At 70.9% G+C, this 21,764-nt stretch carries 18 protein-coding genes and 1 tRNA gene; 11 read left to right on the top strand and 8 right to left on the bottom strand.

What is annotated here, in order from left to right; all coding sequences use genetic code 11:
- Positions 1–103: 103 nt before the first annotated feature.
- The 6 genes from AB0M95_RS05835 to bcp all read right to left on the bottom strand — a co-directional run bounded on the left by AB0M95_RS05835 (position 104) and on the right by bcp (position 6,412).
- Positions 104–2,623, bottom strand: coding sequence for an FtsX-like permease family protein (locus AB0M95_RS05835; RefSeq protein ID WP_363760046.1), 2,520 nt, complete (start codon positions 2,621–2,623; stop codon positions 104–106).
- 1 nt (position 2,624) lies between these two features.
- Positions 2,625–3,386, bottom strand: a complete 762-nt coding sequence (locus AB0M95_RS05830) for an ABC transporter ATP-binding protein (RefSeq protein WP_363760043.1) — start codon at positions 3,384–3,386, stop codon at positions 2,625–2,627.
- A 162-nt stretch (positions 3,387–3,548) separates the two neighbouring features.
- Positions 3,549–4,229: a response regulator transcription factor gene (locus AB0M95_RS05825; protein WP_363760040.1), complete on the bottom strand. Its 681-nt coding sequence runs from the start codon at positions 4,227–4,229 to the stop codon at positions 3,549–3,551.
- Positions 4,230–4,290: 61 nt separating this feature from the next.
- The gene (locus tag AB0M95_RS05820) at positions 4,291–5,472 is read right to left on the bottom strand and encodes a sensor histidine kinase (RefSeq protein WP_363760037.1); all 1,182 of its coding nucleotides are present in this window, start codon (positions 5,470–5,472) and stop codon (positions 4,291–4,293) included.
- A 340-nt stretch (positions 5,473–5,812) separates the two neighbouring features.
- Positions 5,813–5,885: transfer RNA gene (locus tag AB0M95_RS05815), tRNA-Leu, on the bottom strand.
- Positions 5,886–5,938: 53 nt separating this feature from the next.
- Positions 5,939–6,412, bottom strand: coding sequence for a thioredoxin-dependent thiol peroxidase (gene bcp, locus AB0M95_RS05810; protein WP_358515683.1), 474 nt, complete (start codon positions 6,410–6,412; stop codon positions 5,939–5,941).
- 149 nt (positions 6,413–6,561) lie between these two features.
- Between bcp and AB0M95_RS05805 the strand changes: the two genes are divergently transcribed.
- From AB0M95_RS05805 to AB0M95_RS05775, 7 genes are all read left to right on the top strand, one after another.
- Complete coding sequence (locus AB0M95_RS05805; protein ID WP_358515680.1) at positions 6,562–6,891, top strand: DUF3618 domain-containing protein; 330 nt, start codon at positions 6,562–6,564, stop codon at positions 6,889–6,891.
- Between the two features lie 196 nt (positions 6,892–7,087).
- The gene (locus tag AB0M95_RS05800; RefSeq protein WP_363760034.1) at positions 7,088–8,032 is read left to right on the top strand and encodes an ABC transporter permease; all 945 of its coding nucleotides are present in this window, start codon (positions 7,088–7,090) and stop codon (positions 8,030–8,032) included.
- Positions 8,033–8,042: 10 nt separating this feature from the next.
- Positions 8,043–8,960, top strand: coding sequence for an ABC transporter permease (locus AB0M95_RS05795; protein ID WP_363760031.1), 918 nt, complete (start codon positions 8,043–8,045; stop codon positions 8,958–8,960).
- Positions 8,957–10,705, top strand: coding sequence for an ABC transporter ATP-binding protein (locus AB0M95_RS05790; RefSeq protein ID WP_363760029.1), 1,749 nt, complete (start codon positions 8,957–8,959; stop codon positions 10,703–10,705). Before AB0M95_RS05795 ends, AB0M95_RS05790 begins: the two co-directional genes overlap by 4 nt.
- 70 nt (positions 10,706–10,775) lie before the next feature.
- Positions 10,776–12,377 (top strand): ABC transporter substrate-binding protein, encoded by a 1,602-nt coding sequence (locus AB0M95_RS05785; protein WP_363760026.1) that lies wholly within the window; start codon positions 10,776–10,778, stop codon positions 12,375–12,377.
- Between the two features lie 129 nt (positions 12,378–12,506).
- Positions 12,507–13,862, top strand: coding sequence for an NtaA/DmoA family FMN-dependent monooxygenase (locus AB0M95_RS05780; protein WP_363760024.1), 1,356 nt, complete (start codon positions 12,507–12,509; stop codon positions 13,860–13,862).
- Positions 13,859–15,037, top strand: a complete 1,179-nt coding sequence (locus tag AB0M95_RS05775; protein ID WP_363760021.1) for an LLM class flavin-dependent oxidoreductase — start codon at positions 13,859–13,861, stop codon at positions 15,035–15,037. The genes AB0M95_RS05780 and AB0M95_RS05775 overlap by 4 nt, the downstream gene beginning before the upstream one ends.
- Positions 15,038–15,070: 33 nt before the next feature.
- Here AB0M95_RS05775 and AB0M95_RS05770 read toward each other — a convergent pair whose 3' ends face one another.
- Together AB0M95_RS05770 and AB0M95_RS05765 are read right to left on the bottom strand one after the other, a co-directional pair.
- A complete protein-coding gene (locus AB0M95_RS05770; RefSeq protein WP_363760018.1) occupies positions 15,071–16,258 on the bottom strand; it encodes an amino acid deaminase/aldolase in 1,188 nt (395 codons plus the stop codon).
- Positions 16,259–16,370: 112 nt separating this feature from the next.
- Positions 16,371–17,900 carry a hypothetical protein gene (locus tag AB0M95_RS05765; RefSeq protein ID WP_363760015.1) on the bottom strand — a complete coding sequence of 510 codons (1,530 nt, stop codon included), beginning with the start codon at positions 17,898–17,900 and terminating at the stop codon, positions 16,371–16,373.
- Positions 17,901–18,079: 179 nt separating this feature from the next.
- Between AB0M95_RS05765 and AB0M95_RS05760 the strand changes: the two genes are divergently transcribed.
- From AB0M95_RS05760 to AB0M95_RS05745, 4 genes are all read left to right on the top strand, one after another.
- The gene (locus AB0M95_RS05760) at positions 18,080–18,763 is read left to right on the top strand and encodes a hypothetical protein (protein ID WP_363760012.1); all 684 of its coding nucleotides are present in this window, start codon (positions 18,080–18,082) and stop codon (positions 18,761–18,763) included.
- Between the two features lie 143 nt (positions 18,764–18,906).
- A protein-coding gene (locus AB0M95_RS05755; RefSeq protein WP_363760009.1) for an IS5 family transposase occupies positions 18,907–19,721 on the top strand; the annotation gives its coding sequence in 2 pieces (ribosomal slippage) (positions 18,907–19,270 and positions 19,270–19,721; 816 coding nt in all).
- A gap of 377 nt (positions 19,722–20,098) precedes the next feature.
- Positions 20,099–20,905: a helix-turn-helix transcriptional regulator gene (locus AB0M95_RS05750; protein ID WP_363760006.1), complete on the top strand. Its 807-nt coding sequence runs from the start codon at positions 20,099–20,101 to the stop codon at positions 20,903–20,905.
- Positions 20,895–21,092, top strand: coding sequence for a DUF397 domain-containing protein (locus AB0M95_RS05745; RefSeq protein WP_363760003.1), 198 nt, complete (start codon positions 20,895–20,897; stop codon positions 21,090–21,092). Before AB0M95_RS05750 ends, AB0M95_RS05745 begins: the two co-directional genes overlap by 11 nt.
- The last annotated feature ends 672 nt before the right edge of the window (positions 21,093–21,764 follow it).

Raw genomic sequence — 21,764 nt, 5'->3', positions numbered from 1 at the left:
ACGTGAGGGATGTCCCGGCCAGGTGATGACGGCACCGCTCGTGACGACATGCGCGTCATCGGCGACGATCCGTCCCGATCCCGTCCGCGGCGGGCGTCGTGTGTCAGTCGCTCGCCAGGGAGCCGACGATGGACGCACGGGCCGCCCTGCGTCCGGGCAGCAGCGCCGCGAGGACGCCGGCGACTCCGGAGAGTGCGATGAAGAGCAGCACCTGCGTGACCGGTAGCCGGAAGAGCACGTCCTTCACCAGCGTCTGCGTGGCGGCCCAGCCGAACGCCACGCCGAGGACGACCCCGACGATCGCCCCGATCAGCCCGAGGATCAACGCCTCCAGCGACAGCATGCGCCGCAGCTGCGGCCGGGTCAGGCCGAGGGCGCGCAGTAGCGCGGACTCCCGCGTCCGCTCGTGCACCGACAGGCTCAGCGTGTTGGCGATGCCGAGCAGCGAGATGAGGATCGCCAGGCCGAGCAGGCCGGTGATGACCATCAGCATCGTGTTCAGCACGTCGTCGAACTGGCCCCTGATCTCGGTCGAGCTGACGACCTTCGCGGCCGGGTAGGCCTGGGTCGCGTCCTCGACGGCCTTCCTGGCCACCCCGGCGGCGACGCCGTCCTTGGCGTTGACGAGCACCTGGTCGTCGTTGACGTGGCCGAACCACTTCTCGAAGGTGGCCGGCGGCACGGTGATTTCGGGCAGCTGCGCCGAGTCGTCGAAGATCGCGATGACCTTGACCTTCACGGTCCCCGACTTCGGGATGGAGAGCGCGAGCGTGCCGCCCGGCTGCGCGCCGAGCTCCTTGGCGACGGCGGTCCCGACGATGGCGGTCCTTCCGGTGAACCCCTCGATGGACCCCTTCTGGGTCACCACCTTGTACGGACCGTCGTACGTGCCGACCCGGTAGGGGGTGCGGCCCACGCGCGCCTCACCCTGGCGGATCTGCACCACGGACGCCAGCTCAGGCCGGGCGCGCAGGCCGGCGGCGAGTTCCCTCGGCACGCCCGCCGGGCCGTCGGAGCGCTCGAACGAGCCCTGGGACATGACCGTGTAGTCGACGGGGAACTGCGCGTCGAGCTGGGCCGTGACCGTCGCGCGGGTGGTGGCGGTGATGACCGAGATCAGCGTCATGAGCGTGACGCCGATCGTCAGCGCGACCGTCGTGGTGGCGGACCGCTTGGGGTTGCGCCGCGAGTTGTCCACGGCGAGCCTGCCGGGCACGCCGGACAGCTTGGCGGGCAGCCAGCCCGCGAACGCGCTCAGCGGCCGGACGATGACCGGGCCGAGGATCAGCACCGCGCAGAACGTGAGCACGCCGCCCGCCATGACGGTGAACAGCGCCGACGGTCCCGGAGGGGCCATGACCCCGGCGGCCGTGGTGCCCACGCCGGCGAGCAGGAAGAGCGCGGCGAAGACCATCCGCAGGACACCGGCCCTGAACGTCTGCTCGCCGGTCTGGGTGCGCAGCGCCGCGATGGGGGCGACCCTGGTGGCCGTACGGGCGGGCAGCAGCGCCGCGCCGACGGTGACGACCACGCCGATGGCCAGCGCGACCGCGATCGTGCGGGGCGCGAGAGAGACGGCGGCCGCAGGCAGGTCCTGCCCCATCGCGCCGGCCACGGCGATCGCCCCCCAGCCGAGGCCGTACCCGACCGCCAGGCCGAGCAGCGAGGCGATGACCCCGACCACCGCGGACTCCAGCAGGACCGAGCCGAAGACCTGCCTGCGCGTGGCGCCGATGCAGCGCAGCAGCGCCATCTCGCGGGTGCGCTGGGCGACCAGGATGTTGAACGTGTTGTAGATGACCAGCGCCGCTACGAGCATCGCGACGACCCCGAACATCAGCAGGCCCAGGGTGATGAACTGCATGTCGGCGCCGTTCGCCTTGGCCAGCTCGTCGGCGAGCTCGTCCCCGGTCTGGATCTTGTGGTCCGCGCCGCCGAGCGCCGACGTGACCGCCGTCTTCAGGGCCTGCGGCGTGACGCCGGGCGTGGCGGCCACGTCGATCTCGCGGAAGCCCTTCTGGCCCGTCATCGCCTGCGCGGTCGCCGTGGTGAACCCGACGGCGCCCGTGTAGGCGATCCGCTGGTCGACGCCCGCGTCGAACAGGCCGACCACGCGGAAGGCGTGCCGCTTCCCGGCGTGGTCCAGCACCTGGACGGTGTCCCCGATCGCGAAGCCCCGGGTCTTGGCCGTGTCCTTGTCGAGGACGGCCTGGTCCGCGGCGGCCGGCGCGGCGCCGGAGGTGACCTCCGTGCGGCCGAGCCTGCCGGTGACGATGGAGACGCCCGCCGTCGGGAGGTCGCCGACGGCCTTTCCGTCCTTGCCGATCAGCGGCGCGTCCCCCTGGACGATGCCCTGCGCCTCGGCCACCCCGGTCGCCTTGCGAACCTTGTCCAGGTCCGCGGCGGTGAGCGGGGCCGGCGCGTCCCTGCCCGAGGGGGATGGCAGCACCGCGACGTCCACTTTGTCGGCGGACGCGGCGATCTTCTGGGTGAAGCTCGCCTGGATGGTGTCGGTCAGCACGAACGTGCCCGCGATGAACCCCACGCCGAGGGTGATGGCCAGGGAGGTGAGCAGGAGCCGCAGCTTGTGCGCCAGCAGCCCCGCCAGCGTGGTCTTCAGCACCTCAGCCCTCCAGCTTCATCAGCGTGTCCAGCACGCTCTGCGGCGAGGGGTGCGTCAGCTCGGTCACCAGCACGCCGTCCCGGAGGAACACCACGCGGTCGGCGTAGGACGCGGCGACGGGGTCGTGGGTCACCATGACGATGGTCTGGCCCAGCTCGCGCACGGACGTCCGCAGGAACGACAGCACCTCGGCGCCGCTGCGTGAGTCCAGGTTCCCGGTCGGCTCGTCGGCGAAGATGACGTCCGGCTTGCTGATCAGCGCTCGCGCCACCGCGACGCGCTGCTGCTGGCCGCCCGACAGCTCGCTCGGCCTGTGCTTCAGCCGGTCGGCGAGCCCGACGGTGCGGATGACCACGTCGAACAGGTCCTGGTCGGCCTGGCGGCCCGCGATGTCCAGCGGCAGGCGGATGTTCTGCTCGGCGGTCAGCGTCGGCAGCAGGTTGAACGCCTGGAAGATGAACCCCACCCGCTCGCGGCGCAGCAACGTGAGCTGCTTGTCGTTCAGCTTCGTGATGTCGACGTCGCCGACGCGCACCTCGCCCGCGGTCACGGTGTCGAGCCCGGCCAGGCAGTGCATCAGCGTCGACTTGCCGGAGCCCGACGGACCCATGATCGCGGTGAACGCGCCGGTCGCGAACCCGACGTCCACGCCGCGCAGCGCGTGCACGGCGGCGTCGCCCTGGCCGTAGACCTTCGTCACGCCCCTGGCGACGACGGCAGCGGGGGCGGCCCGGCGGACGGCATCCTGTCCGGTGATGGTCACATCGTGCTCCTTCAAGCGGTTAAGCCGGTGATCTGCGGTGATCGCCCGCGAGATCAACGCTATGGCCGCGAAGGCCGCCTTACATGACCCTTGGGAACGGACTTCGGATACGCCCCTGGAGGGGGGCTCCGAGGCCGATGCGACCAGTGAGGTAGGGCCGCCTCAACCTTTCGGCTGATGGGATCCGAAAGGTGTGATCAGCCCCGTCTCGTAGGTGTAGACGACGGCTTGGGCGCGGTCACGGACGCCGAGTTTGGTGAGGATGCGGCCGAGGTGGGTCTTGACGGTGGCCTCGGCCAGGGAGAGGTGGTCGGCGATCTCGGAGTTGGACATGCCGCGCCCGACCATGATCAGGACCTCCCGCTCGCGGGCGGTGAGCTTGCCCAGGGCCTCGGGCTCGGGGGCCGTGCGGCCGGGCAGGTGGGCGGTGAAGCGCTCCAGCAGCCGCCGGGTCGTGCTGGGCGCCACCACGGCGTCGCCGGCGTGCACGGAGCGGATCGCGCTGATCAGGTCGGACGGGGGAACGTCCTTGAGCAGGAACCCCGAGGCGCCGGCCTTGAGCGCGGCGAAGGCGTACTCGTCCAGGTCGAACGTCGTCAGGATGAGCACCTTCGGCGCGCCCGGCCGGGCCGTGATGAGCCGCGTGGCCTCGACGCCGTCCACGCCGGGCATGCGCACGTCCATGAGGACGACGTCGGCCGCCACCGAGCCGAGCAGCTCCACCGCCGCGGCCCCGTCGGCGGCCTCTCCGACGACGTCGATGTCCGGCTGCGCGTCCAGGACCATGCGGAACCCGGCGCGGACCAGCGCCTGGTCGTCGACCAGCACCACCTTGATGTTCACGCCGCCCCACCCTCCGGAAGTCTCACGCTGCCCCGCCCATGCTCCCCCCGCGCGGCCGGGCTCACGCGGCCCTGCTCACGGGCAGCCGCACGGCGACCTGGAACCCGCCTCCGGGACGCGGCGAGGCGCGGACGCTGCCGTCGTACATCGCGACGCGCTCGCGCATGCCGATCAGCCCGTGCCCGTCGGCGCTCGGGGGCGCCGCCGCGCCTCGCCCGTCGTCGGTCACCCGCAGGAGGACCTCCCCGGCACCGTACTCCATGTCGACGGTGGCGCGGGCGCCCGGTCCGCCGTGTTTGAGGGCGTTGGTGAGGGCTTCCTGGACGATGCGGTAGATCACGAGCTGCTCTCCTTCGGGCAGGTCGCGGCAGGTGCCCCTGACCGTGAACTCGACGGGTAACCCCGACCGCCTGACCTGCGCCACCAGCTCGTCCAGCTCGGCGACGCCCGGCTGGGGCGCGTACTCCTCGACCTGGGCGTCGTCCTGCCGGAGCACGCCGACGAGGCGGCGCATCTCGGCGAGGGCCTGGCGTCCGGTGCTGGAGATGGTCTGGACGGCGTGGCGCGCCTTCTCGGGGTCGGTGTCGAGGGTGTAGCTCGCGCCGTCCGCCTGGACGATCATCACGCTGACGTTGTGCGCCACGACGTCGTGCAGTTCGCGGGCGATGCGCGCCCGCTCGGCGGCGGTGGCGATGCGGGCCTGCTGGTCGCGCTCGTGCTCGGCGCGCGCGGCCCGTTCCTCCAGGCTCTCCAGGTAGCGGCGGCGGGTGCTGGCGTAGATGCCGCCGACCCAGGTGGCGACCACGAGCATCGAACCGGTGATGAGGCCGGGAAGCTGGAGGACGCTCGAGCGCACCACGACGAGGCCGACGCCGAGCTCGGCGACGAGCCCGGCGGGGATCGCCCAGCGCAGGGCGCACCTGGACGCCACGCCGTACATCGCCACGAGCACGGCGAAGTTTGCGGAAACCGGATCGATGTGCAGGAGCCATTGCCCGAAGCTGACGAGGGCGGTGGCGGCGAAGGTGTGCACGGGGTGGTGGCGGCGCCAGAACAGCGGGATGACGAGCAGGCAGGACAAGGCGAAATAGGCGGGGACGTCGAGCCGCCAGCTGCCGTCCAAGCCCGAGCCGCCCTCGTAGGGCAGGGCCGACACCACGATCAGGAGGTACAGCGGGACGAGGAGGACGGCGTCCGCCAGCCTGATGTCGCGGGCTCCCAGCGCGCGCAGTCTTCCGAACACGCCACCAACCCTATGTTCGCGCTGTTCACCTGCTTTCCATCTGGAGATGGATCTGGTCCTACGACCCTGGTCGTACGGGACAAACAGGCTTACATCGTGCTTACGGGGCTTAGTGGATAGTTGTCTGTGGGAGCCACCTTCGGGTGAGTAAAGGGAGATTGCGATGCCGGGGAACAAAGACGACGGGTCGCGTGGCAGGGGGGATGAGTCACGCGACCCGGAGGACCCTGAGCATTTCACCCTACCGACGCCAGACGCCCCATGCCCAGCGGGCTGACACGGCCGGGCCGCCTCCACTCAGGTGGAGGCGGCTCTCCTGCGTTCGGGCCCGGCCGGAGAGTGGGGTCGGTGGGATTCGAACCCACACTGGCAGGTACCTAAAACCTGTGCCTCTGCCATTGGGCTACGACCCCGGACTTTAGGGCTTGCGCCATAATAGTTGAGCGCGGGGCGGCGGCCGTACTCATTAACCGACGCCGAGCTCTTTCCGCAGGCGCGCGACATGGCCCGTCGCCTTCACATTGTAGAGCGCCTTCTCGATCTTCCCCTCGGCGTCGATGACGAACGTCGAGCGCAGCACCCCGACCGTCGTCTTCCCGTACATCGTCTTCTCACCGTACGCGCCGTACGCCTGGTGGACGGCCAGGTCGGGGTCGGACAGCAGCGGGAACGTCAGCGCGTCGCGCTCGGTGAACTTCGCCAGCTTCTGCGGGGAATCCTTGGACACGCCGAGTACGACGAAACCGGCCGCGGTCAGCCCGTCCAGGCTGTCACGGAAGTCGCACGCCTGCTTCGTGCACCCGGGCGTCATCGCGGCGGGGTAGAAGTAGAGGATGACCCGCTTGCCGCGGAACGACTTCAGGCCGATGTCGGCGCCCTCGGCGTCGGGCAGGATGAAGTCTGGTGCGGCGTCGCCGGGCTCGAGTCTCGTCTGTGTCACGGGAACAACCTACCGGCACGCCCCCAGTGCCGGGGGAACGCCGGACCTGACAGACTGAGCGTTCGAACGCCGCGGCGGACCGTCCGCCCGGCACGGTGGCGAGCCGGCGTCGCGCGCGGCTCGTCCGGGACGTAGAGAAGGGGATCGTCATGGCGGACACCGATCCCGAGGCGCTCGAACGACAGATCGAGCGCACCCGGGCGGAGCTGGCTGTCACCGTGGACGCCATCGTGGAGCGGGTCAGCCCCAAGCGCGTCGCCGAGCGCGGCGTGGCCAAGGTCAGGTCCAACGCCGAGCAGTTGATCGCGACGGCCCGCGACGTGGTCGGGCTGGGCCCCGCGCGGACCTCCGGTGCCTACGGTGAGGACGCCTGGCAGGACGACACTCCGGCGCGGAGCCTCGCCCCCGTGCTGATCGGCGTGGGCGCCGTGGTGATCGTCGGCGCCGCCATCGCGATGTGGCGCCGCCGCCGCGCCTGACCGGCCCCCTCCCTGGCCCAGCCCTAGCCCTTTCCCGCCCTTTCCGGGCGTAGAGCCGCCGTCGCCCCGCCGGGGCGACGGCGGCTCTGACGTATGCCTTCATTCGATCCCTTGACCGCGCCGTGGTCTTTTCCTATCCTCCCGGTAGGATAAGTGGGAATTTCCGCCCACGCGTCGCATCCTCTGAGGGGGACGAGTGAAGTTCTTCGCGCGCAGAGTGGCGCAGGCGCTCTTCGTGCTCTGGGCGGCGTACACGGTCTCCTTCGTGATCCTCTACATGCTGCCCGGCGACCCGGTGTCCGTCCTGGCCGGCACTGAGGCGGGACGTGACATCACCCCCGAGCAGCTTGACGCGCTGCGGCACGAGTACGGGCTGGACCGGCCGGTGACAGTGCAGTACTTCGTCCGGCTCGGGCAGGTGGTACGCGGTGATTTCGGTAGGTCCGTGCAGAGCCACCAGCCGGTGCAGACCATGATCGCCGACGCGCTGCCCGCGACCGCGCAGATCGCGGGGCTGGGCCTGCTGCTGGCCGTCGTGTTCGGGGCGGGCCTGGCGCTGCCGGCCACCTACGTGTCGTGGGGATGGCTGCGGCAGACGCTGCTGAGCCTGCCGCCCCTCGGCGTGGCGATCCCGTCGTTCTGGTTCGGGCTGCTCCTGCTCCAGGTGTTCTCGTTCAAGCTCGGGCTGTTCCCGGTGGTCGGCAACGAGGGCTTCGCCAGCGTCGTCCTCCCCGCCGTCACCCTCGCCCTGCCCTCGGCCGCGACCATCGCGCAGCTCCTGGCCAAGAGCATGAGCGCCACCCTGCGCGAGCCGTACATCGAGACGGCCAGAGCCAAGGGGGCGGGCCGGCCGCGCATCCACTTGCGCCACGCGGTCCGCAATGCGGCCCTGCCCGCGCTGACGGTGGCCGGCCTGGTCGTCGGCAACCTGCTGGCCGGCGCGGTGGTCACCGAGACCGTCTTCTCCCGGACCGGCCTCGGGCGTGTGACCGCGCTGGCCGTGACCACGCAGGACATTCCGGTCGTCCAGGGCCTGGTGGTGTTCGCCGCGCTGGTGTTCGTCCTGGTCAACCTCGCCGTCGACCTCGTCTATCCCCTGCTGGACCCGCGCATCGCCCGCCCGTCCGCGACGGCGTCATGAGGGGGCGTCCATGACCGATCTGACCAGTGTCTTCCCGCCGAGCGCCGAGGCGGGCGCCGGGGACCGGCCGGCCACGGCCGCCGCCGCGCCGGGCCGCGGCAGGGTGCGCGAGGTCCTGGCCTTCCTCGTCAGGCGTCCCGGCCTCGTGGCCGCGGCCTGCTGGGTCGCGCTCGTGCTGCTCGCCGCCTTCGCTCCCGGACTGCTCACCTCCGCCGACCCGCTGGCCGCGACCCCGGCCGACAAGCTGGCCGCCCCGTCCGCGGCGCACCCGCTCGGCACCGACGAGCTCGGCCGCGACCTGTACGCGCGCGTGGTGCACGGCGCCGGGCTGTCGCTCCAGGCGACCCTGATCGCGGTGCTCGTCGGCCTGGTGGCCGGGTCCGTGCTCGGCCTGCTGAGCGGCTTCCTGCGCGGGTGGGCCGACGACGTGATCATGCGCGTGGTCGACGTGCTGCTGGCCATCCCCGGCCTGCTGCTGTCGCTGGCGCTGGTCACCGCGCTCGGGTTCGGCACCGTCAACGTGGCGGTCGCCGTGGGGGTGGCGAGCGTGGCGAGCTGCGCCCGCGTCATGCGCTCGGAGGTGCTCCGGGTGCGGCACAGCCTCTACGTCGAGGCCGCGCACGCCGGGGGCGCGCGCTGGACCCGGGTGCTGGTCCGGCACGTGCTGCCGAACTCCTCCGGCCCGGTGCTCGTCCTGGCCGCGCTGGAGTTCGGCACGTCCATCCTGTCGGTCTCGGCGCTGAGCTTCCTCGGCTACGGCGCCCGGCCTCCGACGCCGGAGTGGGGCTCGCTGATCGCGAGCGGCCGTGACTACCTCGCCGTCGCCTGGTGGATGACGACGATGCCCGGCCTGACCATCGCGGCGACCGTCCTGGCCGCGAACCGGATCTCCCGGGTGCTGGACGGGGAATGGAGGCACCGCCGATGACCGGAGCCGACGCCGCGAACGGGAGCGAGCCGCTCCTGCGGATCCGCGATCTGTCGGTCGGCTACCGCGTCGCCGGGGGAGTCGCCGGGGGATCGGTGCACGCGGTCCGCTCGGTGAGCCTCACCGTCGGGCAGGGCGAGACGGTCGCGCTCGTGGGCGAGTCCGGGTGCGGCAAGTCGACGACCGCGCACGCCGTCGCCGGCCTTCAGGCGTCCAACGCCGTGATCGGCGGCGGGGAGATCCTGTTCGGCGGGACCGACCTTCTCCGGCTGGGGGAGCGCCGCATGCGCGCCGTGCGCGGCCGCGACATCGGGCTGGTCCCCCAGGACCCGACCGTGTCCCTCAACCCCGTCAAGCCGATCGGCAGCCAGGTCGCCGAGGTCCTGATCGTCCACGGCCTGGCGAACAGGCGCGACGCCGCGGTCGAGGCGGTCGAGGCGCTGCGCCGCGCGGGCCTTCCCGACCCGGAGGCCAGGGCCCGGCAGTATCCGCACGAGCTGTCCGGCGGCATGCGCCAGCGGGTGCTGATCGCCATCGCCGTCGCCGCGCGCCCGCGCCTGATGATCGCGGACGAGCCGACCAGCGCCCTGGACGTGACCGTGCAGCGGCACATCCTCGACCACATCGAGCACCTGTCCCGCGAGACGGGCATGGGCGTGCTGCTCGTCACCCACGACCTCGGCATCGCCGCCGACCGGGCCGACCGCGTCGTGGTGATGCGCGAGGGGCGGGTCGTGGAGGAGGGCGTGCCCGAACGGATCCTCACCGATCCTCGCGAGCCCTACACGCGAGCCCTGCTCGCCGCGGCGCCGAGCCTCGCCACCGCGCGCCCGACGCTGCTGGCCGTGCGCGCCGCGCGGGGCGGGTCCGGACGGGCCCGGACGACGGGCGTGACCGGCGACCCGTTCGCCGAGCGCGTCCCGGCCGGGTCCCCGGTTCCCGCCTCCCCGGTTCCCGCCTCCGGCGAGGACGACGTGCTGATGTCGGCCCACGGCCTGGTCAAGGAGTACCCGCTGCCGCTCGGCGGCGGGAGGACGCGGGTCGTGGACGACGTCGGCCTCGCCATCCGCCGCGGCCGGACGTACGGGCTCGTCGGCGAGTCCGGCTCGGGCAAGTCGACGACGGCCCGCCTGCTGCTGCGGCTGGCCGACCCCGACGAGGGGCGCATCGTCTTCGACGGCGAGGACATCACCCGGCTGCGCGGCGGACGTCTGCGCGCGCTGCGGCGGCGGGTCCAGGTCGTCTACCAGAACCCGTACGCGTCGCTCAACCCGCGGCTGAGCGTCGAGCGGATCATTGAGGATCCGCTGGTGTCGTTCGGCCTCGGCACCCGCCGGCAGCGGCGGCGGCGCGCGGCCGAGCTGCTCGACGTCGTCGCCCTGCCCGCCGCTGTGCTGCGCCGCCGTCCCGCCGAGCTGTCCGGCGGGCAGCGCCAGCGGGTGGCCATCGCGCGGGCGCTGGCGGTCAACCCCGAGCTGGTCGTCTGTGACGAGCCGGTGTCCGCGCTGGACGTGTCGATCCAGGCGCAGATCCTCGACCTGCTGGTCGGCCTTCAGACGGACCTGGGCGTCAGCTACCTCTTCATCTCCCACGACCTCGCGGTGGTGCGGCAGGTCGCGCACCAGGTCGGCGTCATGCGCGGCGGACGCCTGATCGAGCAGGGCGACGCGGACGACGTCTTCACACGTCCCCGGCAGGACTACACGCGGGAACTGCTGGACGCGATCCCCGGCCACCGCCGATGAACAACGGCGAAACACCCACTTCAGGAGCATGTCGATGAAGAATTCATATCGTCCGGCGCGGTGCGGGCGAGTGCTCGCGCCTGTGGCGTGGCTGGCCGCCGCTCCGCTGGCGCTGGCCGCCTGCGGGCAGGCCGGCACGGCGGAGACGAGCACGGCGGGCGGCGGCGCCCCGCGCTCGGGAGGTACCCTCACCTTCGGCCTGAGCACCGACCCGATCAGCATCAACCCGCGCGGCGCGGGCGCCGGCAACGACGCCCTGTACGTCTCGCGGCAGCTCGTCGACTCCCTGACCGAACAGGATCCCGCCACCGGCAAGCTGATTCCCTGGCTGGCCACCAAGTGGGAGGCGAGCGCGGACGCCAAGACGTTCACGTTCACGCTGCGCGACGGTGTCACCTTCTCGGACGGCACCCCGCTCACCGCGCAGTCCGTGAAGGACAACTTCGACGACATCGTCAAGGCGGGCGCCAAGGCCCCCTCGTCGATCATCTATTTCACCGGCTACAAGGCCACCGAGGTCGTGGACAAGCTGACGGCGAAGGTCGAGTTCACCACGCCGAACGCCGCGTTCCTGCAGGCCGGCTCCACCGCCGCGCTCGGCCTGCTCGGGCCGTCCACCCTGGCCAAGCCGGTCGAGGAGCGGGACACGGCCAACCTGGTGGGCACGGGCCCGTTCACCCTCGACCACTACACCAAGAACTCCGAGGTCGTGCTGAAGAAGCGCACCGGATACTCCTGGGCGCCGGCCGACCGCAAGCACCAGGGCGATGCCTATCTGGACTCCGTGGCCTTCAAGATCATCCCAGAGGCCGGGGTGCGGACCGGCGCGCTGCAGTCGGGGCAGATCGCCGCCATCGGCACCGTCCCGCCGCAGAACGTCCAGGTGCTGCGCGGCGGCGGCTACACCCTGGTGGTGCGCCCGAACCCCGGCAACGTCTTCAGCCTGACGTCCAACGAGTCCAGGCCCAAGCTCAAGGACGTCCGGGTCCGCCAGGCGCTGGCCAAGGCGATCAACGCCCAGGAGGTGCGCGACACCGTCCTCACCCCGGACTTCGCCGTCGCGACCAGCATCCTGGCCAGGACGACCCCGGACTGGACGGACCTGAGCGGCGCGCTCGCCTACGACCCCGAGGCCGCCAAGAAGCTGCTCGACGAGGCCGGATGGACGCCCGGCGCCGACGGCGTCCGCGAGAAGGACGGCGAGAAGCTCAGCCTCGTCACCACCTGGCTCTCGAACTTCGGCCCCAACCAGTCGGCGCTGGAACTGATCCAGCAGCAGCTCACCAAGGTCGGAGTCAAGCTGGAGCTCCAGACCTACACCGTGCCCGAACTGCTCCAGGTCTACGCCAAGGGCACGTTCGACCTGGCCTGGGGCAACCTCAGCCGCGCCGACGGCGACGTCCTGCGCACCAACTACTCCACAGCGGGCACCAACTACTACCGCATCGACGACGCCGAGCTGGAGGACGCGCTGCTCGGACAGCAGGCGACGGCGGACCCCGCCAAGCGCGCCGGCCACATCCAGCAGGCGCAGAAGCTGATCGTCGAGCGGGCCCACTCGATCCCCGTCTTCGAGCTCACCACGATCTTGGCGCTGTCGTCCAAGGCCCACGGCATCACGCTCGGCGCCGACTCCCGGCTTCAGCAGCTCAACGACGCCTGGGTCGGCTAGCCCAGGCGGCGGGCGCCCAGACCCGCCCGGACCGTGCCCGGACCCGTCCAGACCGTGCCCGGACCCGTCCAGACCGTGCCCGGACCCCCCGGACCGCATCTCCACCGGACCCCCGACCAGGAGGACCTCGTGACCGACCCTGGAACCAAGCAGATCCACCTCGCCGCGCACTTCCCCGGCGTCAACAACACCACCGTCTGGTCCGACCCGCGCTCGGCCAGCCAGATCGACTTCGACTCCTTCCGGCACCTCGCCAGGACGGCCGAGCGCGGCAGGTTCGACTTCTTCTTCCTCGCCGAGGGGCTGCGGCTGCGCGAGATGAAGGGCAAGATCCACGACCTGGACGTCGTGGGCCGCCCCGAGTCGCTCACCGTCCTGTCGGCCCTGGCCGCCGTCACCACCCACCTCGGGCTCGCCGCGACGGTCAACTCCACGTTCAACGAGCCGTACGAGGTGGCGCGGCGGCTGGCCTCGCTGGACCACCTGAGCGGCGGGCGGGCCGCGTGGAACGTCGTGACCAGCTTCGACGCCTTCACCGGGGAGAACTTCCGCCGCGGCGGCTTCCTGGCCGAGGCCGACCGGTACACCCGGGCCGCCGAGTTCCTGGAGACCGCCCGCGAGCTGTGGGACACCTGGGCGGCCGACGCGGTGGCCGCCGACGCCGCCTCCGGCGCGTTCGTCCGCGAGGGCGGTATCACCCCGTTCCTGCACCAAGGGCGGCATTTCGACATCTCCGGCCGGTTCAACACCCCGCGCCCCCCGCAGGGCCACCCGGTGATCATCCAGGCGGGGGACTCCGACGAGGGCCGCGAGTTCGCCGCCTCCGCCGCCGACGTGATCTTCAGCAGGCACAGCAAGCTGGAGGAGGGCCGGGTGTTCTACAGCGACGTCAAGCGCAGGCTCGCCGCGTACGGCCGGCGCCACGAGGACCTGAAGATCCTCCCGGCGGTGACGTACGTGCTCGGCGACACCGACGCCGAGGCGCACGAGCGGGCCGCCGAGATCCGGCGGGCGCAGGTGAGCCCGCAGACCGCGATCTCCTTCATCGAGGGCTACTGGGGCCGCGACCTGTCCGGTTACGACCCCGACGGCCCGCTGCCCGACATCGATCCGGACCTGGACGAGGGCGTGTCCAAGGGACGCGCGCAGTTCCGCCGCGACCGGGGCGAGGTCGTGGCGAAGTGGCGGGCCCTGGCCGAGGAGAAGAACCTGTCCATCCGCGAGCTCGTGATCGAGCTGGCCGCCCCGCAGACCTTCATCGGCACCCCCCAGGCCGTCGCCGACGAGATCGACACGTTCGTGCAGACCGACGCCGCCGACGGGTTCATCTTCGTCCCGCACCTCACGCCCACCGGCCTGGACGACCTGGTGGACAAGGTGGTCCCCCTGCTGCAGGAGAAGGGCGTCTTCCGCGCCGACTACTCCGGGCCGACCCTGCGCGACCACCTCGGCCTGGCCCCTCGTACCTCTAAGGAGACGGCATGACACTGCACCTGGCGGTCGCCCTGGAGGGCGCCGGATGGCACCCGGCGGCCTGGCGGGCCGAGGACGCGACCCCGGACCGGCTGTTCACCGCCCGCTACTGGGCCGGCCTGGTCCAGGAGGCCGAGCGCGGCCTGCTGGACTTCGTGACCTTCGAGGACGGCCTCAGCGTCCAGTCCTCTCGGTTCCTGGAGGCGGACGACCGCTCGGACCAGGTGCGCGGGCGGCTCGACGCCGTGCTCACCGCGGCGAACGTCGCGCCGCTGACCTCGCACATCGGCCTGGTGCCGACCACCGTCACCACCCACACCGAGCCGTTCCACGTCGCGATCGGCATCGGCTCGCTCGACCACATCAGCCAAGGCCGCGCGGGCTGGCGGCCCCGGGTGTCCGTCCGCGTGGACGAGGCCGGGAACTTCGGGCGCCGCGTGATCCCGCCCGTGGAGCTCGGCGACATCGCCGCGTCCAGCGTGGTCCGCGACCTGTTCGGCGAGGCCGCGGACGCGGTCGAGGTCGTCCGCCGGCTGTGGGACAGCTGGGAGGACGGCGCCGAGATCCGCGACGTCGCGACCGGCCGGTTCATCGACCGGGACAAGCTGCACTACATCGACTTCCAGGGCGAGTGGTTCAGCGTCAAGGGCCCGTCGATCACCCCGCGCTCCCCGCAGGGGCAGCCCCTGGTCACCTCGCTCGCCCACGACACGCTGCCCTACGAGTTCGCCGCCCGGGCGTCCGACGTCGTGTACGTGACCCCGTATGACCGGGACGGCGCCGCGGACATCGTCGCGCGGGTGCGGGCGGCGGAGGACCGCGTGGGGCGCACCGGGGCCCCGCTGAAGATCTTCGCCGACCTGGTGACCTTCCTCGGCGAGGACGCGGCCGACCGGAAGGCGCGCCTGGACGACCTGGACGGGGCCGCGCTGGACTCGGACGCCCTGATCTTCACCGGCGCCCCTGACCGGCTCGCGGACCTGCTGCTGGACTGGCGGGACGCGGGCCTGGACGGCTATCGCCTGCGGCCCGGCGTGCTTCCCCGCGACCTTACGGCGATCACCCGGGGCCTGGTCCCGGTCCTTCAGGCACGGGGAGTGTTCCGCGGCGCGTACGAGGAGACGGGCCTGCGCGCCCGCCTGGGCCTGCCCCGCCCGTCCAACCGCTACGCGGCGGCGACCACCTGAGATCACCTCTGCCGTGGGCCCGGGCCGTTCGGGTCACAGGAACGTGCGGCCCTCGCCCCGGTACGTCGGCACCGTCTCGACGACGCGGTCGCCCTCGACCAGGTGCAGCGCGTCGAAGCGCTCGCACAGCTCGCCCGCCTTGGCGTGGCGGAACCACACGCGGTCGCCGATCCGCAGGTCGCGGGCCGCCCGCCCGAGCAGCGGCGTCTGCACCTCGCCCGCGCCCTCCCTGGCGTCGTAGCGCAGCCCGGCCGGCAGGTACGGCTGCGGCAGGCGGGACGCGCCGGGGGAGCCGGAGGCGTGGTAGCCGCCGCCGAGGACGGTGACGACGTCCGGCGCGGGCCTGCGGACCACCGGAAGCGCGAACAGCGCGGCCGGGCGTCCGGTGAAGCCGCGGTAGAAGTCGAACAGCCGCGGGTGGTACAGGCCCGACCCCGCCGCGATCTCGGTGACGGCCTTCTCCCGGGTCGTCTTCTCCAGCGAGCCGGTGCCGCCGCCGTTGACGAACTCCAGGTCGGCGATCTGCCGGACGGCCCGGACGACGCGGCCCCTGCGGACGGTCAGCTCGTGCTGGGACCATGCCTGCATCAGCCGCACCACCCGTCCGTACGGGCCGGGCACGCGGTCACCGACGCCTGCGATCTGCGCCTCGTACGCCATGAGGCCGGCCAGCCGGAACCCCGGGCGCTTGGCGGTCGCGGCGGCCAGGTCGGCGGCCTGGCCGGGCTCTCTGACCGGTGAGCGCAGGACGCCCGCCCGGAATCGGCCGCCGAGTGCGTGGAACCCCGCATCGATGTCCAGACATATCCGGATTTCGTGGCGCGTGTGGATGCTGTCCACCGCCGCGTCGATGAAGTCCAGGTGCTCCACGCGGTCGATCATCACCGTGATCTCGGCGGCGGCTCGCGCGTCGCCCGCCAGTTCGGCCAGCGCCTTCCGGTCGGCGGTCGGGTAGGCCACCAGGATGTCGGTGAACCCCTCCGCGGCCAGCCACAGGGCCTCGGGCAGCGTGAAGGCCATGACGCCCGCGTAGCCGTCCATGTCCAGGACGCGCCGCAGGACGGCCCGGCAGCGGATCGACTTGCTCGCCAGGCGGATCGGCTTCCCGCCCGCCCGGCGGGCCATGGCGGCGGCGTTCGCCCGCAGGGCGTCCATGTCCAGGATCGTGAACGGGGGCTCCAGATCGGCGGTGGCGCGATCGTAACGCCGGCGTTCGTCCATGACCGGAGTCTAGGCAGGCCGGATTAGGTGAGCCCAGGTCATGTTATGAGGTTGTCACACCTCCGCATGATCCCCGACACCCGGCTGTCCGCGGGCGACCCAGCGTACCCGCTCACAGCTCCGCGCGCGGCTCGGCAACGCCGTCCCGCCGCCGGTGCCGGGCCCGCGGGGACGTGGCCGGGCTCGCCTCGCCGGGCGTGCGGCGGGCGAAGGCGAGGCCCGCAGCGAGGCAGGCCACCGGCAGGACCGGCACGACGTAGCGGTGGTCGAACGCGGCGATCAGCGGCGGGAGCACGAGCAGCGACACCGCGACCGCCCAGGGCAGCAGCACCGGACCGCCCAGCCGCCGCCACCGGACGACCACCCCGGCCAGGCCCGCCAGCAGGATCAGCGCCAGCAGCGGTCCCCGGACGTAGCCCTGCTGTTGGTAGGCGCGCAGCCATCCGGCGTAGGGCTCGGCCACGACGGTGTCCGCGCTGTGGCCCTGGTAGGCGGTCGTGAGCTGGGGCGCGGTGCGGCCCGAGGACGCGATCTTGTCCGTGAACGGCTTCACGGAGTCGGGGAAGACGTACGCGCTCTGCGGGCCGGGCGTCGGATATATCCGGCGTGTCCATTCGAAGCTCCACAAGGCGTCCCGGACACCGGTGAGCAGGAAATCGAACGGCTGCGCCAGGATCGCGTCCTTCGAGAACGCCCCCGCGAGCCGCTCGCGGTCGGCGTCCTTCTTCACCTTGGCGAGCGGCGAGCCGCCGTCCCAGATGTAGACCGGGGGAGCCGGACGCGCGGACACCGGCTCCGCCGGGCAGAGGATCTTCTCCTCGCCGGCCGGCCTGATCTTCGCGCAGTCCGCGAAGCTCATCGTGCGCGCCCACAGCCACACGTTGCTCTGGCCGAGACCGTAGCTCCCGTGCGTGTCGTGGAACCAGACGGCGTACCCGCCGATGCCCACGGCGGCGGCCAGCGCGGTCGCCAGGACGGCCCGCGGCCCCGCGCGCGCGATCACCATGGCCACGAGCACGACGACCAGGACGGGCAGCCCCACCGTCCGGGTGAGCGTGGCGGCCATGAGCAGCAGGCCCGCGCCGGCGGCCGTCCAGACCGCCGGCCTCGGCCTCCACAGCAGGACGGTCACCGCCGCCGTCACCAGGAACGTGAACAGCAGGTCGGCCATCACCAGATGTTCGAGCTGCACCATGTGCACGTCGAACAGCACCGGGACGGCGGCGAGCGTCGCCCCCCAGCCGGGGAGCCTGGCCCGGCGGCGCAGCAGCGCGTACACGCAGACCGCCATGGCCAGGCCGAGCAGGTGCTGGACCACGATGACGGCGGTGAAGTCGTGAAACGGGCGGAGCGCCCACAGGAAGAGCGAATAGCCGGACGGCCGTGACTCCAGCGGCCGCGGGTCGAGCGCCGCGTTGACGTACACGAACGAGTCGGCCCAGAACCACAGCGCCGGCCGGTACCCGAGCACGGCGACCAGCCTCAGCGCCGCACCGGCGATCACCGCGAGCAGGAACACCCAGTGCGCGCGGGCGAAGGTACCGAACCCCCCGCGTGCCCGCCCGGACGACGGCTCCGCCGGAGTGCCGGTCTCCACCTCAGCCGACGACCTGGCCGCACGGGAAGCCGCACCCGACAACACCGCGAACCTCCTCGGGGGGACAACGGGCTCTACATGCTAGCCCGCCCCACCACGAGGCACGGCGGCCCGCAAGTCTCTAGAGCGGGGAACTCGATTGACATCGGCGTTCGTAAGGGAGAGCATTGCTCTCGAAGAGGAGCGTCGAACTTGATTGCTCCCCGTTTCGATGGGAACCGCTCATGAACACCGCCACCCCCGCCGCCCCCCGCGTCCGCTTCGGAGCCGCCGCCCTCATGGTGGCCGGTGTCCTGTTCTTTCTTTATCCGGTCGTTCGTCCCTACTCGGATGAGTCGTCCATGTCCGGGGCCGAGGCGATCGGCTCCTCGGCCTGGGTCGCGTCCCACCTGTTCGCCATGATCGGCTTCATCCTGCTCACGCTGGGACTGCTGGGCGTCCACCTCGTGCTCGGCCACCGCCGCAGCCTGCACGCCCTCGTGGTGACGATGATCGGCACCGGCCTCACCCTGCCGTACTACGGCGCCGAGGACTTCGGCCTGTACGTGATCGCCCGGCGGGTCGTCGCGCAGGGCGACCTGTCGTTGATGGCACTGGTCGAGGAGTTCCGGTTCCAGCCCGTGGCGGTCACCATGTTCGGCGCCGGACTCGTGCTCCTCGGCGTGGGCGTCGTGATGGCCGCCGCCGCCGTCTGGCGCTCGGGCGTCCTGGCCCGCTGGAGCGCCGTCCCGCTTGCCGCCGCCTTCGCCCTGTTCCTCCCGCAGTTCTTCGGCACGGGCACCCTCCGCATCGCCCACGGCGTACTCACCGCGCTCGGCGCGCTCTGGCTCGGCGTGGAACTGTGGCGCACCCGCGCCGTCGCGGCACCGGCCCCCGCGGACGTGCCGGCCACCGCCGGACGTTGGTGAGCACCCGGCCGCGTACCGCGGCGCATCCACGAATGACTTTCGTGGCGAAGGCCAACGGCTCTCGACGACCTTCGCCGACTAAGAGGTCCTAACAAAATGATCTAGAGCCGTGTCCCCTGGCGCTGCTAGTCGTTGATCTTCGTGTGAAGAAGGGCGAGCAACTGCCGTGGATCGTGCCGGACAGCCTGTGGGAGCGGATCGAGCCGCTGTTGCCGAAGGTGGAGCGGCGCTGGCGCCATCCGGGCCGTAAACGGCTGGATGACCGGCTGGCGTTGCAGGGCATCTTGTTCGTGCTCTACACCGCGATCCCGTGGGAGTTCCTGCCGCAGGAACTGGGCTTCGGCTCGGGGATGACCTGCTGGCGGCGGCTGCGCGACTGGCACGCGGCCGGTGTCTGGGACCGGTTGCATCGGTTGCTGCTCGCCGAGTTGCATGCCGCCGGCCAGCTCGACTGGTCCAAGGCGGTGATCGATAGCTCGCACGTCCGGGCGCTCAAGGGCGGCCCAAAACCGGTCCGAGCCCGGTCGACCGTGCCAAGCCGGGCTCGAAACACCACGTCATCACCGAGGGAGGAGGCATCCCCCTCGCGGTCTCTTTGACCGGCGGCAATCGCAACGACGTCACTCAGCTCATGCCCTTGATCAGGGCCATCCCGCCGGTACGCGGCCGCGTCGGCCGGCCGCGTAAGCGACCGGACCGCTTGTACGCCGACCGCGGCTATGACCACGACAAGTACCGCCGCCTGGTCTGGCGCACCGGCATCAAACCCATCATCGCCCGACGCGGCATCCCACACGGCTCGGGTCTGGGCATCCACCGATGGGTGGTTGAGAGGACGATCGCGCTCCTGCACTGGTTCCGCCGTCTGCGCATCCGCTGGGAGGTCCGCGACGACATCCACGAAGCGTTCATGAAGCTAGCCGCGGCAATCATCTGCTGGCGACGCCTCGTTCGCTGATCTTTCTGTTAGGACCTCCAATTCCACGGACGCAAAAACGGCGCCGGCGGGCGCCGAAAACGAAATAGCCAAAGGCCCTCGGCGGAACCCCGCCGAGGGCCGGCGTGTTTCTACGACTTTCCCACAGTCGTCTTCTGTCGATTGATGGTCGCTCCCTCCTGCGCCGCCCTTCCTTCTTTTGCGCCCGGACGAAGAATTCGCCGAAGACTTTCGAACTTCGCCCTGCAAGCGTGCCAAAGCGTGGCTACGATCAGTGGCGAATTGAAAGCAGTCTGTGCTCACAGCTCCAGTGAACGAATCCGTTAGGTGCGCGAAGCGATCTCATTAAAACGATCACACATGGATGGGTAGGTGCACTTTTGTCCCCCGGCAAAGAGATGGACCCGCACGAGTCCCCACGAGCCATCTTCGCCTTCGAGCTGCGCCGCTACCGCGAGGCGGCCAACATGAGCCAACGGCAACTTGCCAGGCGGCTCGGCTACTCAGACTCCATGATCAACATGGTCGAAAGAGCCAAGCGTCCTCCGTCGAAGCAGTTCGCGGAGCTCTGCGACAAGGCCTTCTCCCTGGAAGGCACCATGCTCAGGCTGTACATGGCCACAACCTGGCACAAGGCCCCCGAGTACCTCCGCCCCTGGCTGGAGGAAGAAGAGGACGCCACGAGCCTTCGGACGTGGCAGCCCTTGGTCGTTCCCGGGCTGCTGCAGACTCAGGCATACGCACGGGAGATTCTCTCGACCTGGCCCGGCATCTCTAACGAGGAGGTCGAGGAACGAGTCGCGAATCGGATGCAGCGGCAGGCGATCCTGCATCGTGATCAGGCTCCCGCGCTCAATGTGGTCATCGACGAGGATGTGATCCGCGACCACATCGGCAGTGCGGAGATCATGCGTGAGCAGCTAAGCCACCTGCTGGAGATCGCCCAACATCCCCAGGTGACGATCCAGCTCGTGCCCTACGCTGCTCGGCCTCACTGTGGGCTCATGGGCGGGTTCATCATCGCTGAACGGAACGGGTCCTGTTACGCCGCGTACGCGGATGCCCAACCCGTCGGGCGTACGTTCGACGACCGAGCCCTGATCGCCGACTTGATCCGGAAGTATGACGCAATCAGGGCCGAAGCCGTACCGTTCAAGCAGTCACTCCGACTCATAGAGGAAGCGGTGAACCGAATTGGCTCCTGACCTTCGGGATGCACGGTGGCGTAAGAGCAGCTTCAGCGGTGACGCGGGCGAGTGCGTCGAGGTGGCCTCAAACATCCCTGGCCTCATCGGCGTAAGAGACAGCAAGACCCCGACCGACCCACCCCTGACCTTCACCCCTGTCGAGTGGTCTGCATTCCTGCGCGGCATAAGGCAAGCCGAGATCTGACCCCGTCGACTGTAGGTCGTTCGCGATCCGACTCGTAAACCCGTCCTTGGGGAGCCCCGCTGGCTGCGTGGGCCCCCAAGGTCCGCCACGGCCTGGCCAGGCAAATGCGGACGTCTCCGGGGAGACAGAAAAAAGGGACGATGGTCATCGATCAAATGGCGGTCATCCCTCGGTGTGTGTAAAGGATACCGTACGGCGATCACAGGGGACTGGAATTTGCCCGCGGTAGGTGCGGCCTGATATGGCCACAAATCAGCGCAAGTTCGTCCCGCTAGCCATGCAACTCCAGCGCTAGATGCCAGTTAGGGCGGTGGAGCAGAAATAATTGTGGTTGCGGTGAGTGTCCCCACCCGTGCCGCTCCGTCGTGGTCGATCCAGGTGAGCCCACCCGATCAAGTGCTCCGCCGATGGCGGGAGGGCGGATCGGCCTGGCTGTGACCGGAGATTCATCGCAGCCAAGGTCGCTGAACGCCCCTGTGCGGCTGCCTCTACGGCGTGCGCGACGGTCGCGGCGGGCTCGCCATGAGCTGGTGTGACGGCTGTCCGGGGGGTTGACCAGCGGCAGCTTTGGCGCTGCCTCGCCTGGCCCTGCTGTTTCGGCTTTTCCGGATATCTGTCCGGTGCGGGTTTGTGCCTTTGGTTCGGGTGGGTTCACCTGGAGTTACCACGACG

The organism is Sphaerisporangium sp. NPDC051017 (assembly GCF_040683095.1).
GTDB lineage: Bacteria > Actinomycetota > Actinomycetes > Streptosporangiales > Streptosporangiaceae > Sphaerisporangium.
Note: the sequence above shows the minus strand (reverse complement) of the source record. Positions and strands in the feature narration are given on the sequence as shown.

Bases quoted from the DNA above. Each gene is read 5' to 3' on its own strand.
- AB0M95_RS05805 (WP_358515680.1), top strand. From the start codon at position 6,562: ATGGCGGACACCGATCCCGAGGCGCTCGAACGACAGATCGAGCGCACC.
- AB0M95_RS05795 (WP_363760031.1), top strand. From the start codon at position 8,043: ATGACCGATCTGACCAGTGTCTTCCCGCCGAGCGCCGAGGCGGGCGCC.
- AB0M95_RS05790 (WP_363760029.1), top strand. From the start codon at position 8,957: ATGACCGGAGCCGACGCCGCGAACGGGAGCGAGCCGCTCCTGCGGATC.
- AB0M95_RS05775 (WP_363760021.1), top strand. From the start codon at position 13,859: ATGACACTGCACCTGGCGGTCGCCCTGGAGGGCGCCGGATGGCACCCG.
- AB0M95_RS05770 (WP_363760018.1), bottom strand. From the start codon at position 16,258: ATGGACGAACGCCGGCGTTACGATCGCGCCACCGCCGATCTGGAGCCC.
- AB0M95_RS05760 (WP_363760012.1), top strand. From the start codon at position 18,080: ATGAACACCGCCACCCCCGCCGCCCCCCGCGTCCGCTTCGGAGCCGCC.
- AB0M95_RS05750 (WP_363760006.1), top strand. From the start codon at position 20,099: ATGGACCCGCACGAGTCCCCACGAGCCATCTTCGCCTTCGAGCTGCGC.